Origin of the sequence: Streptomyces sp. H27-H5 (assembly GCF_026627505.1) — a bacterium.
In the GTDB taxonomy this organism is placed as follows: Bacteria; Actinomycetota; Actinomycetes; order Streptomycetales; family Streptomycetaceae; genus Streptomyces.
Genome location: NZ_JAPNLK010000039.1, coordinates 36,348 through 51,530, shown reverse-complemented (window position 1 = coordinate 51,530; position 15,183 = coordinate 36,348). Strand labels below are relative to the sequence as shown.

The window sequence follows — 15,183 nt, the reverse complement described above, 5'->3', positions numbered from 1 at the left end:
GCGGGCCCATTAGTTGGGGTGCGTGGGAGAGAAGGGGATGCGTCATGGAGTACAGGCGGTTGGGTGCGTCCGGGCTTCAGGTGCCGGCGCTGAGTTTCGGTGCGGGCACCTTCGGCGGACAGGGGCCGCTCTTCGGCGCCTGGGGCAACACGGGCGTGGAGGAGGCGCGCCGCCTCGTCGACATCTGCATCGACGCCGGCATCACGATGTTCGACACGGCGGACGTCTACTCGGCCGGCGCCTCGGAGGAGGTCCTCGGAGCCGCCCTCAAGGGCCGCCGGGACCAGGTGATCATCTCCACCAAGGCCGGCCTGCCCACGGGCGACGGCCCCGGCGACGCCGGTACCTCCCGCTCCCGCCTGATCACCTCCGTAGACGACGCCCTGCGCCGCCTCGGCACCGACCACATCGACCTCTTCCAACTGCACGCCTTCGACGCCGGCACCCCTGTCGAGGAGGTGCTGTCCACCCTGGACGACCTGGTCCGGGCCGGGAAGATCCGCTACACCGGAGTCTCCAACTTCTCCGGATGGCAGACGATGAAGTCCCTCGCCACCGCCGACCGGCACGGCCGCGCGCGGTACGTCGCCCACCAGGTCTACTACTCCCTCATCGGCCGCGACTACGAGTGGGAGCTGATGCCGCTCGGCCTCGACCAGGGGCTGGGCGCGATCGTCTGGAGCCCGCTCGGCTGGGGCCGGCTCACCGGCAAGATCCGCCGGGGCCGGCCGCTGCCCGCCGGCAGCAGGCTGCACGACACCGCCGACTACGGGCCGCCGGTCGACGACGAGCACCTGTACCGGGTGGTCGACGCCCTGGACGAGATCGCGGAGGAGACCGGCCGAGCCGTCCCGCAGATCGCCCTGCGGTGGCTGCTCCAGCGGCCGACCGTGTCCTCCGTCATCATCGGCGCCCGCAACGAGGAACAACTGCGCCAGAACCTCGGCGCCGTGGGGTGGACCCTCACCCCCGACCAGATGGCGAGGCTCGACGCGGCGAGCGAGCGCCCGGCCCCCTACCCCCACTTCCCGTACCGGCGCCAGGAGGGCTTCGCCCGCCTCAACCCGCCGGCGGTCTGACGGCCCCGCGCGCGCGGGCACCATGCCGCACCCGGCACCGCGCACCCCGCGCCCCGCACCTCACGCCCGCCGGCCGCCGGGTGTGTGGTTCGTCGTAACGCCCGCGCGGTCCCGCCCGTCACGTGCGCGCAACACGCGCTTCCTACGGTGAGGGCCGCGGGACGGACCCGCGCACCCCGGTGGCGTCCGGAGCTCCCGGCGCCACCCGGTGTTTCCGACGGGGGGCTCCTGTGGCCGATGCGGATGCGGCGACCGGCCGGGTACGGACGGTCTGCTCCTACTGCGGTGTCGGCTGCGGGATCGTGGTGGACCTCGCCCGCGGCGCCGACGGACGCCGGACGCCGCTGAAGGTCACCGGCGACCGGCAGCACCCCGCGAACTCCGGACGCCTGTGCACCAAGGGCGCCACCCACGTCGACATGACGGCCGCGCCGGGCCGACTGGAGACCGCGCTGATCCGCCGGGACCGCGGCTGCGAGCCCGTCCCCGCCGACGTGGACGAAGCCGTCACCGAGACGGCCCGCCGCCTCCGGGAGATCCTCGACGCGCACGGCCCCGACGCACTCGCGCTCTACGTCTCCGGCCAGATGTCCCTGGAGGCCCAGTACCTGGCGAACAAGCTCGCCAAGGGCTTCCTGCGCACCAGCCGCATCGAGTCCAACTCCCGGCTGTGCATGGCGAGCGCCGGCAGCGGCTACAAGTCCTCGCTGGGCGCCGACGGGCCGCCGGGCTCGTACGAGGACTTCGAGCACGCCGACGCGTTCCTCGTCATCGGCGCCAACATGGCCGACTGCCACCCCATCCTCTTCCTGCGGATGATGGACCGCGTCAAGGCCGCCGGCGCCCGACTCATCGTCGTCGACCCCCGGCGCAACGCCACCGCCGACAAGGCCGACCTGTTCCTCCAGATCAGGCCGGGCACCGATCTGGCCCTCCTCAACGGCCTGCTGCACCTGCTCGTCGAGAACGGCCGGACCGACCCCGAGTTCATCGCCGCCCATACCGAGGGCTGGGAGGCCATGCCCGCCTTCCTGGCGGACTACCCGCCCGAGAGGGTCTCGGAGATCACCGGCATACCCGAGGCGGACATCCGCCTCGCCGCCCGCTGGATCGGCGAGGCGGGGGAGTGGACGAGCTGCTGGACCATGGGCCTGAACCAGTCCACCCACGGCACGTGGAACACCAACGCCCTGGTCAACCTGCACCTGGCCACCGGTGCGATCTGCCGTCCCGGCAGCGGCCCCTTCTCCCTCACCGGCCAGCCCAACGCCATGGGCGGGCGCGAGATGGGCTACATGGGGCCCGGCCTGCCCGGGCAACGCTCCGTCCTGGTCGACGAGGACCGGGAGTTCACCGAGGACCTGTGGGGCGTGCCGCGCGGCACCCTGCGCACCGACGTCGGGCGCGGCACCGTGGAGATGTTCGAGGAGATGGCCGCCGGCGCGATCAAGGCGTGCTGGATCATCTGCACCAACCCGGTCGCCTCGGTGGCCAACCGGGGCACGGTCATCAAGGCCCTGGAGACCGCCGAACTGGTCATCACCCAGGACGTGTTCGCGGAGACCGAGACGAACGCCTACGCCGACATCGCGCTCCCCGCCACCCTCTGGGTCGAGTCGGACGGGGTGATGATCAACTCGGAGCGCAACCTCACCCTGGTCCAGGGGGCCGCCGATCCGCCCGGCCAGGCCGTCCCCGACTGGAGGTTGATCGCCCGGGTCGCCTGCGAGATGGGATTCGCCGAGGCATTCACGTACACCTGCGCCGAGGAGGTGTTCGAGGAGCTGCGGCAGGCCTGGAACCCCCGCACAGGCTGGGACCTGCGCGGCGTCACCTACGAACGGCTGCGCTCCACCCCCGTGCAGTGGCCGGCCGCCCCCGGCGGCCCCGACCGCAACCCGATCCGCTACCTCAACGACGGCGTCAGCCAGACCCTGGTCGAGCGCCCGGACGGCACCCGCCCCCGCCTGGTGTTCCCGACCGACACCGGGCGGGCCGTCTTTCACGCCCGCCCGCACCTGCCCGCCGCCGAACTGCCCGACGACGACTACCCGTTCGTCCTCAACACCGGGCGCCTCCAGCACCAGTGGCACACCCTGACCAAGACGGGCCGGGTCGCCAAGCTGAACAAGCTCAACCCCGGGCCGTTCGTCGAGATCCACCCGCAGGACGCGGCCTCCCTCGGCATCACCGCCGGCGACGGCGTGGAGGTGGCCTCCCGGCGGGGCCGGGCGGTGCTGCCCGCCGTCGTCACCGACCGGGTCAGGCCGGGTAACTGCTTCGCCCCCTTCCACTGGAACGACCTGTTCGGCGAATACCTCGGCGTGAACGCCGTCACGAACGACGCCGTCGACCCGATCTCCTTCCAACCCGAGCTCAAGGCCTGCGCGGTGACCCTGACCAAGACCCGGGCCCCGCTGCCCGCCACGCCCCCGGCCCCGCCCGGGGCCGCCGAGACGACCACCCCGCAGGCCGCCCCCGTACCCGTCCCCGCCCTGGCGGCGCTGTGCGGCCCCGGCGACCTCGCGCCACCGGTCCTCGCCGACCACGAGCGCCGCTACCTCTCCGGCTTCCTGACCGGACTCGCCGCCGCACCACCCGACGCGGGCGTGCCCACGCTGCCCCCGGACGCCCCGTTCGAGGCCGCGCACGCGCTCTGGATCGACGGCGTGCTCGCCGGGACGTACTCCCGCGCGCGGCCGGTCTCGCCCGAGCCGTCCTCCGGACCGACCGCGCCCCCGGAGACCGCACCGGGCGGGGCTCCGGACCCCTCCGCCCCGGACACCCCGGCGCGTCGGATCGTGGTCCTGTGGGCCTCCCAGACGGGCAACGCCGAGGACCTCGCCACCACCATCGGCGACCGACTCGCCGCGGACGGGCACCCGGCGGCCGTGCACGACATGGCGGACCGCACACCGCTCTCCCTGACCCCCGGCACCGACCTGCTGGTCGTCACCAGCACGTTCGGCGACGGCGACGCCCCCGACAACGGCGCCGGGTTCTGGGAGGCGCTCGGCGACCCCGCCGCCCCCGCGTTCGAGGACGTCCGGTACGCCGTACTGGCCCTCGGCGACTCCCAGTACGACGCCTTCTGCGGCCACGGCCGCCGACTCGACCGGCGCCTCGACGAACTCGGGGCCGTACGCCTCCTGCCCCGGGTCGACTGCGAGCCCGACTACGAGGAACCGGCCCGGCAGTGGCTGGAGCGGGTCCGCGCCGCCCTGACCGGCGCCCCGCACCCCGCGGCCGACCCCGAGCCGGCGCCGGCTCTCGTGTCCCCGGCTCTCGTGCCCCCGGCCGGTGCGGGTCCCGCGAGCAAGGAGGCGCCGCACCTCGCCCGACTGTCCGGCAACCGGCTGCTGAGCCTGCCCGGCGCCGCCAAGGAGATCCGCCGGTTCACCTTCGACCTGGGCGAGGACGGCCCCGCGTACGAGGCCGGCGACGCCCTCGGGGTCCAGCCCGTCAACTGCCCCGACCTGGTGACGGAATGGCTGGCCACCACCGGCCTGTCCCCGGACGCCGAGGTCGCCGTCCACGGCCGCGACCCGATGCCGTTCGCCGAGGCGCTCCACCGGCACCTGGACATCACGCACGTCACCACCGACCTGCTGCGCCTGATCACCGAACACACCGGGGACCGCACCCTCAAGCACCTGACGCGCCCCGACAACAAGGATGGCCTCGCCCGCTGGACCTGGGGGCGACAGCCCGTCGACGTCCTGACCGAGTTCCCGGTGCGACTCGGCGCCCAGGAGTGGGTCGACCGCCTCAAACCCCTCCGCCCCCGCCTCTACTCGATCTCCTCCAGCCCCCTCGTCGACCCGCGCGAGGTCAGCCTGACCGTGTCCGTCCTGCGCTACGAGGGACCGCGCGGCCACCGCCGCAAGGGCGTCGCCTCCGGCTTCCTCGCGGACGCCGAACCGGGCACCCCCGTACCGCTGTTCGTCCGGCGCTCGGCGAACTTCCGGCCGCCCGCGAGCCCGGACACCCCGGCCGTCATGGTCGGACCCGGCACCGGCATCGCCCCGTTCATGGGCTTCCTCGAACACCGCCGCGCCCTCGGCCACCCGGGCGCCAACTGGCTGTTCTTCGGCGAACAGCGCCGCGCCACCGACTTCTCGTACCGCGCCGAGCTGGAGGAACTCCACCGGCACGGCACCCTCAGCCGCCTCGACCTCGCCTTCTCCCGCGACCAGCGGACCAAGGTCTACGTACAGGACCGCATGCGCGAGCACGGCGCCCAACTGTGGTCCTGGCTCCAGGACGGCGCCCACTTCTACGTGTGCGGCGACGCGAGCCGCATGGCCAAGGACGTGGACCGGGCCCTGCGCGACGTGGCCGTGACCCACGGCGGCCTGAGCGCCGACGAGGCGACCGCCTACCTGAAGCAGCTCGCCGCGGACAGGCGCTACGCCCGCGATGTCTACTGAGCCGACCGGGGAGCCGGCCGGCCGCTCGGACGTGTCACCATCGAGCGGATCGGAAGGGGAGCGGATGAGGGACCACGGAGAGCTGTCCGCGTGCGCGATCGCCCGCGAGGTCAACGCCGGCCGGCTGACCGCGCGGGAGGCCGCGGCGGACGCCCTCGCCCGGATCGCCCGCGACGACACCGGGCTGCGGGCCTTCACCGCACTGTGGCCGCGCGAGGCCGCCGAGCACGCGGCGGCGGTCGACCGCCGGGTGCGGGAGGGCCACCGGCTTCCGCTGGCCGGGGTGCCCCTGGGGGTCAAGGGCACCGAGGGGCCCGACTCGTTCCAGAGCGCCCGGCTGATCGCGGCGGGCTGCGTACCCGTGGGCGCCACCTCCACCCCCGGCCCGGGCACCCGCTGGCAGACCTGGGGCGCCACCGACCGCGGCGTGACCCTCAACCCCCACGACCCGCGGTGGAGTCCGGGCGGCTCCAGCGCGGGATCGGCCGTCGCGGTCGCCGCCGGGATGGTGCCCCTGGCCACCGGAAGCGACGGGGCCGGATCCGTGCGCATCCCGGCGGCCTGGTGCGGGGTCATCGGACTCAAGCCCACCAACGGCCTGGTGCCCGCCCGCGACCGCGCCGGCCTGAACATCGCCGGCCCGCTGGCCCGCCACGCGGCGGACGCCGCCGTGTACCTGGACGCGCTCACCGGGACGACCACCGCGTCCCGTGCCCTCGTGGCCCCCGCACGGCCCCTGCGCACGGCATGGTCCCCGGACCTGGGATTCGCCGCGACCCGCCCCGACATCGCGGAGCGCGCCCGGACCTTCCTCCACGACCTGTCCCGCGCCGGGGCGACCGAGCCCGTCGACGTACCGGTGCTCCTCGTCGACCCCGCCGCGTGTTGGCGGAGCCTGCGCGGACACGCCCCGGCGGACGCGGAACGCGTCGCGCGGACCCGGGCCGCGCTCGCGCGGGCCCTCGACCGCGTCTTCGCGGAGGTCGACCTCCTGGCGACCCCCACCACCCCCAACGCCCCCCACGGCCACGACGGCCCGGGCGACACCCTGAGCGTGGCACTGACCTGGGCGTTCAACATCAGCGGTCATCCCGCCATCAGCATCCCCGCCGGCCTCACCCCCGACGGCGAGCCCGTCGGACTCCACCTGGTGGCCCGCCGCGGCCGGGAGGCGGACCTCCTCTCCGTCGCCGCCGCGGCCGAGAACCCGGGGCACGCGGTCGCCCGAGGGACCGGAGACGTCGCGGACGCCCGAGGCGCCGCAGCCTTGGGTCAGTCGTTCGCCCCGATGGTGTTGCGGGCCGCGACCCGGAAGTCCTTGACCGCCTCGTAGAGGAGCCGCTCCCGCTCGGCGGCACGTGCGGCGTCCTCGGCCCGGCCGCCGGTGTCGCCGGCGCGGGCCTTCTCGGCCATCAACGACCGCCGTTCGGGCCGTCCAGGGCCCCGTGCTCGACGGGGCGTCCGACCCGCGGCGCCCCTTTCGACCCCGGAGCCCGAGGGTCGGGAGTATTCCGGGATTGGAATATCGATGCGGGGGGAGGGCCGGAAAGCGCTGATATCGGCCTCATTCACGCCCGCCGTCGTTCTCGACGCGTGAGAACCTCGCCACACGCCACACGTGGCCCGAGCCCCGCATTCACGGGCTCCAAAGCCCCCGGAACCGCTCTCGCGGCAGCGTCGACACCGTTTCTCCCGCGCCGCGATTTCGGCCAGGCGGGCCGGAAGTCCACTTTTGCGCCCCGGTCGTACATGCCATCGATTTGGCGGTGCGTTCCCCGTGTTCCATGATGTGAGACGGGATCAGGTGTGGCTCGCACCTTCGAACTGTAGGGCACACGTGCATTGTTGATTAGTCAACAGATGAGGTCGGGGGACCGTCACGCCGTGGAAGCCGCCTGTTTCCTTTCCCTTTCCACTTCGTCTTCCAGGTAAAGGCAGCATGCCCGTCCAGCGGTTTTCCGACCTCGTGCGTTTCGCCCGAGACTGCTCCCCTTTCTACGCCGACCTCTACGCAGACCTGCCGCCCGAGGTGAACAGCCTCACCGATCTACCCCTGGTGGATCAGAACGCGTTCTGGGCCGCCAATACCCTGCACGACAACCGGGTGCTGACCGCCCCCCTCGCCGAAGCCGTCGTCTACAAGACGGGCGGCACCACCGGCACCCCGCGCTTCTCCAGCTACACCCGCGAGGAGTGGAGCGAGTTCGTCACCGCGTTCGGCGCCGGCCTCGTCGACGCGGGCCTGCGCCCCGGTCACCGGGTGGCCGACCTGTTCTACGCCGGTGAGCTGTACGCGAGCTTCCTGTTCGTCCTCGACTCCCTCGCCCACGCCCCCGTCGCCAACGTCCGCCTGCCCATCGGCGGCGGAGCGCCCCTGGAGTCGACGGTCACCTCCCTCCAGGACTTCGGCGCCCACGTCGTCGCCGGCACCCCGACCACCCTGTGCCGGCTCGCCGAGCACCTGACGTCGACCGGCCGCCGACTCCCGCAGGTGGAACTCCTGTTCTTCGGGGGCGAGGCGCTCTTCTCCGACCAGCGCCGGCTCCTCGCGGGCGCCTTCCCCAACGCCGTGCCCCGCTCGCTCGGCTACGCCAGCGTCGACGGCGGTCTCCTCGGCAGGCCCGTCGCCGGCCCGGACACGCGCACGCACCGGCCCTTCACCCCGCACACCGTCGTGGAGATCCTCGACGAGACGACCGACGAACCGATCCGCGAGGCCGGCCGGCCCGGCCGCGTCGTCGTCACCCAACTCTTCCGCAGCCTCATGCCCGTCATCCGCTACCCCGCCGGCGACCGCGCCGAGTGGACCGACACCGAAGGCGGCGCGTTCCGCATCCTGGGCCGTGCCGAGGAAGGCGTACGCGTCGGGCCCGTCTCGCTGTACTGGGACGACGTCCTGAGCGCCGTCGCCGAGGCCGACACCGAGGGCCTCGTCACGGGCACGCAACTCGTCGTACGCCGCTGGGAGGGGCGCGACGGCCTGATCCTGCGCCTGGCCACCGCCCCCGAACACGATCCGGGAGCACGGGACGTCCTGGCCAAGGAGATCGTCGAGGGACTGAACACCGCCAGGCCGCTCTACCCCGACAGCGTCGCCACGGGATTCGTCCACCCCCTCGGCGTCGAATGGACCCGCCACCGCGACCTCGTCGTCAACTCCCGCTCCGGCAAGCTCGTCCGCGTCCTCGACGAGAGGCCGACCGCATGAGCACCCCGACGGCGGCCCCCGGCCGCCGACCCCCGCTCGTCCTGCGCAACCGCGCCTTCGGCACCGTATGGCTGGGCCAGGTGCTCAGCCAGGCCGGGACGCGCATGTTCCAGGTCGGCACCTCCTGGTGGCTCATCGGCCACGTGGCCTCCGGCGACGGTGGATTCGCCGCCGGCATGCTCATGGCCCTCAGCACCCTGCCCGCGGTGGCCCTCGCCCCGCTCGTGGCCCGCGCCATCGCCCGCCGCTCCCACCGCTCGCTGCTGCGCGGCGCGGCCGCCGGCGCGGGGACGGCCGCCGCGGCACTCGCCGGCTGGGCCGCCCTGAGCGACCTGCCGGTCGTCGCGGTCTACGCGGCGGCCCTGGCCCTGGCGACCTGCCAGGCCTTCTTCGACCCGTGCCTGACCACCTCCGTACCCGAACTCGTCGACGACGAGGACATCGAGGCCGCGACCGGCTTCGAACTGTCCACCCAGTCCCTCGCGAGCCTGGGCGGAGCCCTGCTCGGCGCCCTCGTCGTGGACGGGGCCGGCGTGGCCGGCCTCGCGGCGGGCTGCGCCCTCGCCTACGGCACGGCCGCGGTGCTCATCACGACCGTCCGCTTCCGCACCCCGGCCTCGGCCGAGGAGCCCTCCGCCGACGCGGATGCCGGCGCCGACCTCGACACCGAAACGGCCGCCGCCGATCCCGCCCCGCGCCGGACGCTGCGACGGATCCTGGGCCGGCTGCCGTACGTCCGCGCCATCCTGCTCTGCTTCACCGCGGCCAACCTCTTCACCACCGCCGTCTTCGTCGTCATGCCGCTCTACACCGCGACGGTCCTGCACGGCGACGGCGCCACCGTGTCCCTCCTGGAGGCGTCCCTCGGCCTGGGCACGCTCATCGGCTCCTTCACCGGAGCCCGGGTGCCCGGCCGTCCCACGGTCGTCGGCTCCGCCTGCCTGGGCGCGATGGCCGTCGCCCTCGCCGTCCCCGGCCTGATCGCGGCCCGGCCCGTCATCGCCGGCGCCCTCCTGGTGACGGGCTGGTGCGTCGGGGTGATCGGCGTCCGCTTCGTGGCCCTGTTCCAGCGCCTGGTCCCGCCCGCCGACAAGCCGGCCTTCTTCGCCGTCATGCAGGCCGTGCTCGGAGCGACCTTCCCGGTCGCCTCGCTGCTGTTCGGACTGCTGGGCGACCACCTCTCCGCGCGGACGCTGTGCCTGATCCAGGCCGCCGGCCTGGTGCCCGCCGCCCTCGCCCTCCTCCTGCTGCCCGGACGCCACCGCACGCCGGACGCGCCCGAGGGCCGGCCCGCCGGCGCGCCCGTCACCGCGCCCGCCGACAAGCCCGCCGCACACCCGGCGCCGGCTTCCGCGCCCTCCGCCGGAGGCACCCGATGAGCGCCGTCATCGAGCAGGCCGCGCCGACGGACATCGCCGACCTGCGCCAGCTGTACTACGCCGTCTACGGACCGCACTACCCCACGGCGTTGGGCACCGACCCGGCCGAAATGTCCCGGCTCATCCGCGACCCGCACACCCTCTGGCTCGTCGCCCGCTGCCCCGGTACCGGCGCCCTCGCCGGATCCGCCGCGATCCACGGCGAGGCCGGGACCCGCATCGGCCGCCTCGAAGGGCTCGCCGTCCACCCGGACCAGCGCGGCTCGGGGCTCGCCGGGCGACTGACCGAGGCCCTGTGCTCCGCCACCCTCGACGCCGGGACCCTCGACTCGGTGTACGCCACCGTCCGCACCGTCAGCGCCGGACCCCAACGGGTCGTCGCCCGGCACGGTTTCCGCCCGCTCGGCATCCTGCCCAACGCGGTCGATCTCGGCAGCCGGGAAAGCCTCGCGCTCTACGCGCGTCACTCTCCGGGGGTGTTGGACCGCCGGGTCCCCGTCGCCGAGGTACCCGCCCTCCTGGCGCCGCTCCTGCGCACCGCCGGGGCGAGCCTCGGCATCAGCTACGCGGACGCCCGGCCCACGGCGCCGACGCCGCTGTCCGCCGGGCCGGCCGCCGCGCCCCTGGAAGTGATCGAGGCACCCGCGTTCGTCCGCCGCCGCTTCCACGCGCACTTCCCCGACGGCGGCCGCTGGTTCTACCCGCTGCACACCCCGAACATCCTGCTCACCCCCGCCGACGGCGACTTCGAGGTGTACGCCTACCTCAACCGCACCGGGGGCTACTGCGCCCTGGTCGCCGCCCACCCCGACCCGGCCGCCGCCGCGGGGTGGCTGGAGCCGGTCACCCGTGCCCTCACCCGCGCGGGCGCCGGCTACGTCGAGGCCCTCGTGCCCCTCGAACACCACGCCGCGCTGTCCGCCTTCGCCGCCCAGGGCTTCATCGCCGGGGCCGTGTACCCGGCCATGCGCCGGGACGGGGACGGCTTCCACGACTACGTGGTGATGTCCCGCACCACCGAGCACATCGACTTCCGCGGCGTGGTCGTCGACCCGCCGCTCCAACCCTTCCTCGATTCCTATGTGTCGGCCTGGGCGTCGGCGCATCTGCCCTCACGTGAGGTCGCCCCATGACTGGCTCGAACCCCCATCTCGCCCCCGTCGACGTCCCCGACGCCGCGGCCCTCGCCCGACTGCAGCAACTCTGCGACCTGAGCGATCCCTACACCTGCGGTCCCGCCGAGGAGGAACTGTTCGCCGCGGCCATGGCGGAGATCAACGCCTGGCACCGGGACCGGTCCCCGTTCTTCCGCAGCCTCCAGGACGCCGACCTCCAGGACGCCGACCTCCTGGGTGCGAACCGCCACGACGGCGACCGCCACGACGGCGACGTCCACGCCACGGACGCGCCCGGCACCCCGTACGCGGCACCCCTGGTGCACGCGAACTTCTTCAAGCGCCACGAGGTCCTCTCCATCCCCCGCGACGACGTCCACCTGCACCTGACCTCCTCCGGCACCACCGGACAGAAGTCGCAGATGTTCTTCGACGAGTGGACGATCCGCTCCGCCCAGCGCATGGTCGCCCGCATCTTCGACCACAACGGCTGGATCACCCCCGACCAGCCGGTCAACTACCTCCTCTACAGCTACGAGCCCGCCCGCGACCTCAATCTGGGCACCTCGTTCACCGACAACTACCTGTGCGACTTCGCCCCGGCCCGGCAGGTCGAGTACGCCCTGCGCGACACCGGCAACGGGCACGAGTTCGACCCCTTCGGCTGCGTCGCGGCGCTGCGCAGCTTCGCCGAGGACGACGTCCCGGTCCGCATCCTCGGCTTCCCCGCGTTCCTCTGGTTCACCCTGGAACGGATGCGCGCCATGGGGCTGGCGCCGCTGCGACTGCCCGAGGGCTCGCTGGTCATCCTCGGCGGCGGCTGGAAGGGCCACGCCGACCGCCGGATCGGCAAGGACGAGCTGTACGCCCGTGTCACCGAACAGTTGGGCGTGCCGTCCGAGCGGATCCGGGACACCTTCGGCTCCGTCGAGCACTGCGTCCCGTACATCGAGTGCGCGCGGCACAACCTCCACGCACCCGTCTGGTCCCGCGTGTTCATCCGTTCCACCCGCACCCTCGAACCCCTCCCGTACGGCGAACGCGGCTACCTCCACCTGGTGTCCCCGTACATCACCTCCGTACCGGCACAGAGCGTCGTCATGGGCGACCTCGCCTCGCTCCACCCGGGCGAGGAGTGCGGCTGCGAGCTGACCACCCCGTGGTTCACCATCCACGGTCGCGCCGGAGTCAGCCGCAACCGCAGCTGCGCCGTGGCCGCCGCCGAACTGATGAAGGGAATGTCATGACCGACACCATCAACCACCACTACTGGCAGGGCGCCTTCATCGGCGACGACGAGGCCGCCGACCGCCTGGCCGCGCTGCCCGCCGCCGTCGAGGCCGCGCTCGCCGAGCCCCTCGACACCGAGACCGTCCTGGCGGCCTGCGACGCCCTCGCGGCGGCCCTGCGCGACCCCGGCCACGCCGTCCGGGACCGGCTGGCGCCCCACCTGCCCGCGGGCGACGCCGAGGACGCCGCCGCGCTGTACGCCGAACTCGCCGCGTTCCTCGACCGGAGCGCCCTCACCCGCAAACTCCGGCGCGAACTGGGCGGCGCCGCCCCACAGCGGCTGAACCGGCCCGACGCCAAGGAGACGGTCTACGAGGCCTGGGCGCCCGTCGGCCTGGTCGCCCACATCGCCCCCGGCAACGCGGCCACCGTCGCCCCGCTCAGCGTGGTCGAGGGCCTCCTCGCGGGCAACGTGAATGTCCTGAAGACCAGCGGCACCGACACCCTCCTCGCCCCGCACCTCCTCGCCGAGCTCGTCGCGCAGGACCCGACCGGCGCCCTCGCCGAACGCGTCATCGTGCTGCGCTTCCCCTCCTCCCGCCAGGACTGGCTGCGCCTGATGTGCGCCCCCGCGGACGCCGTCGCGGTCTGGGGCGGCGAGTCCGCCGTGGCGGGCGTCGCCGCCCACGTGCCGGCCGGCTGCCGGCTCGTCGAATGGGGACACAAGATCTCCTTCGCCTACCTCACCCGGGACGCCTGGGCCGACGGGGCGACCCTGGACGCCCTGGCCGAGGACATCTGCCTCTTCGAGCAGCAGGCCTGCTCCAGCCCCCAGGTCGTCTACCTCGACACCGAGGACACCGGCGAACTCCACGCGTTCTGCGACCGGCTCGCCGCGGCCCTCGCCGCCCGGCCCGCGCCCGCCGACCAGGAACTCGACCCGGCCGAGTACGCGGAACTGACCACGACCGAGCACCTCGCCCGCCTGGAGGAACACCTCGGCTTCACCCGCGTCCTCGCCGCCCCCGACCGCACCTGGCGCGTCATGGCCGACATCCGCCCGGCCCTCACCGCCTCCCCGCTGCACCGCAGCGTCTGGGTCAAGCCGCTGCCCCGCAAGCACCTCATGGCGACGCTGCGCCCCATGCGCCGCTACCTCCAGACGGCGGGCGTCGCCGGCAGCCGCACCGACATCGCGGAACTCTCCGCCCTGGTCCTGGCCGCCGGAGTCACCCGGGTCACGCCCGTCGGCGCCATGACCGCCGGCTACGCCGGGGAACCGCACGACGGCGTCTACGCCCTCCAGCGCTACAGCCGCCGCGTCTCGGTCCAGGCCGACGAACGCTTCGCCGCCACCGCCTGCCTCGACGACCTCGCCCGCCCGGTCGACTTCCCCCGCCCCGCCGGGCCCCTGCTCGACAAGAACGACGTCCGGGACCTCAACCGCGGCGTCGACCGGGCCGACGCCGAGCTGTACTTCCGCAGCGGGGGCAGCACCGGCGCGCCCGCCCTGTCGCTCTTCACGTACGAGGACTACGACACGCAGATGCGGGCCGCCGCCCGCGGTCTGCTCGCCGCCGGCTACGACCCGGCGCGCGACCGCACCGCCAACCTCTTCTACTGCGGCGGCATGTACGGCGGGTTCATCAGCTTCTTCTCCATCCTGGAACGCCTGGGCGGCGTCCAGATGCCGATGGCCGCGGGCCCCGACCACCGGGCCACCGCCGAGATGATCGTCGCGTACGAGGTCGACACCCTCTTCGGGATGCCCTCCTACCTCTGGCAGCTCCTGCACGAGGAGGCCGACCTCCTGCGCTCCTACGGCGGCCTCCGCAAGATCTACTACGGCGGCGAGCACTTCACCGACGAACAGCGCCGCGTCCTGACCGACACGTTCGGCATCGAGGTCGTCCACTCGATCACCTACGGCAGCACCGACCTCGGCCCCCTCGGCTACCAGTGCACGCGCAGCACCGGCGGCGTCCACCACCTCCACGCCGACCTCCACACCCTGGAGATCGTCGAGGTCGACACCGACCGCCCGGTGGCACCGGGGGAGACCGGCCGGCTCGTCTTCACCACCCGTGCCCGCCGCGGCCAGCACCTCGACCGGTACGTCATCGGCGACCTCGGACGGGCGCTGCCCGGGCGCTGCCCCTGCGGCAGCCACGCCCCGCGCTTCGAACTGCTCGGCCGGCTGGGCGAGGTGATGCGCGTGGCGACGTACTTCCTGAACCACCGCCGCTTCGTCGCCATCGCGGCGGAGCACCTGGGTCACGCCGGCGAGATGCAGACCGTCCTGACGAGCGGGACCACCCGCGAGGGGATCACCCTGCGGATGGAGCGGTCCCACGCGCTCGACCCGGACACCGCGCGCGAGGCCTTCCTCGCCGCCTACCCGGAGGTGCGCTCGGCGGTCGAGGAGAAGCTGCTCGACTTCACGGTCGAGGCGGTCGACGGGGCGGCGCTGTTCCGCACCCCGACGAGCGGCAAGCTGCCGGCGGTCGTGGACCGCAGGCGCGGACAGCGGTCCCCGGACGGGCTCGCCTGAGCCGTCGCCGCGCCGGGGCCGCCGTCGCCGGGCCGGCCGGGCCGTGAGGAACGCCTCACGGCCCGACCCGCCCGTCCCGGCCCCGGCGGGCCCCGTTCCCGGCGCGCGTCGACGGCGCACCGGCACCCGAAGGCCGCGACGCGTGGGTGGCCCCCGCGAGGGCTGATCTATATTGGTCGGGCTGTCCGCCC

The 15,183-nt window shown here is 73.8% G+C and carries 9 protein-coding genes; 8 read left to right on the top strand and 1 reads right to left on the bottom strand.

Going from position 1 to position 15,183, the window contains the following annotated elements:
• The first annotated feature begins 44 nt into the window (after positions 1-44).
• The 3 genes from OTB19_RS20340 to OTB19_RS20330 all read left to right on the top strand — a co-directional run bounded on the left by OTB19_RS20340 (position 45) and on the right by OTB19_RS20330 (position 6,842).
• Positions 45-1,079: an aldo/keto reductase gene (locus tag OTB19_RS20340; protein ID WP_267799755.1), complete on the top strand. Its 1,035-nt coding sequence runs from the start codon at positions 45-47 to the stop codon at positions 1,077-1,079.
• 230 nt (positions 1,080-1,309) lie between these two features.
• Complete coding sequence (locus OTB19_RS20335; RefSeq protein WP_267799754.1) at positions 1,310-5,509, top strand: bifunctional nitrate reductase/sulfite reductase flavoprotein subunit alpha; 4,200 nt, start codon at positions 1,310-1,312, stop codon at positions 5,507-5,509.
• 64 nt (positions 5,510-5,573) lie between these two features.
• Entirely contained in the window at positions 5,574-6,842 is a 1,269-nt protein-coding gene (locus OTB19_RS20330) for an amidase (RefSeq protein WP_267799753.1), read from the top strand.
• On the opposite strand, the gene OTB19_RS20325 is transcribed toward OTB19_RS20330, so the two are convergent.
• Positions 6,782-6,922 (bottom strand): hypothetical protein, encoded by a 141-nt coding sequence (locus OTB19_RS20325; protein ID WP_267799752.1) that lies wholly within the window; start codon positions 6,920-6,922, stop codon positions 6,782-6,784. The genes OTB19_RS20330 and OTB19_RS20325 overlap by 61 nt on opposite strands.
• 526 nt (positions 6,923-7,448) lie before the next feature.
• Between OTB19_RS20325 and OTB19_RS20320 the strand changes: the two genes are divergently transcribed.
• From OTB19_RS20320 to OTB19_RS20300, 5 genes are read left to right on the top strand one after another with little or no spacing between them, the layout of a single operon-like run.
• Entirely contained in the window at positions 7,449-8,717 is a 1,269-nt protein-coding gene (locus OTB19_RS20320; RefSeq protein WP_267799751.1) for a phenylacetate--CoA ligase family protein, read from the top strand.
• A complete protein-coding gene (locus tag OTB19_RS20315; RefSeq protein WP_267799750.1) occupies positions 8,714-10,096 on the top strand; it encodes an MFS transporter in 1,383 nt (460 codons plus the stop codon). The genes OTB19_RS20320 and OTB19_RS20315 overlap by 4 nt, the downstream gene beginning before the upstream one ends.
• The gene (locus OTB19_RS20310) at positions 10,093-11,229 is read left to right on the top strand and encodes a GNAT family N-acetyltransferase (RefSeq protein ID WP_267799748.1); all 1,137 of its coding nucleotides are present in this window, start codon (positions 10,093-10,095) and stop codon (positions 11,227-11,229) included. Before OTB19_RS20315 ends, OTB19_RS20310 begins: the two co-directional genes overlap by 4 nt.
• On the top strand, positions 11,226-12,458 hold the full coding sequence (locus OTB19_RS20305) for an acyl-protein synthase (protein WP_267799747.1): 1,233 nt from the start codon (positions 11,226-11,228) through the stop codon (positions 12,456-12,458). Before OTB19_RS20310 ends, OTB19_RS20305 begins: the two co-directional genes overlap by 4 nt.
• Positions 12,455-14,992, top strand: coding sequence for an acyl-CoA reductase (locus tag OTB19_RS20300; protein ID WP_267799746.1), 2,538 nt, complete (start codon positions 12,455-12,457; stop codon positions 14,990-14,992). The genes OTB19_RS20305 and OTB19_RS20300 overlap by 4 nt, the downstream gene beginning before the upstream one ends.
• Positions 14,993-15,183 lie beyond the last annotated feature (191 nt).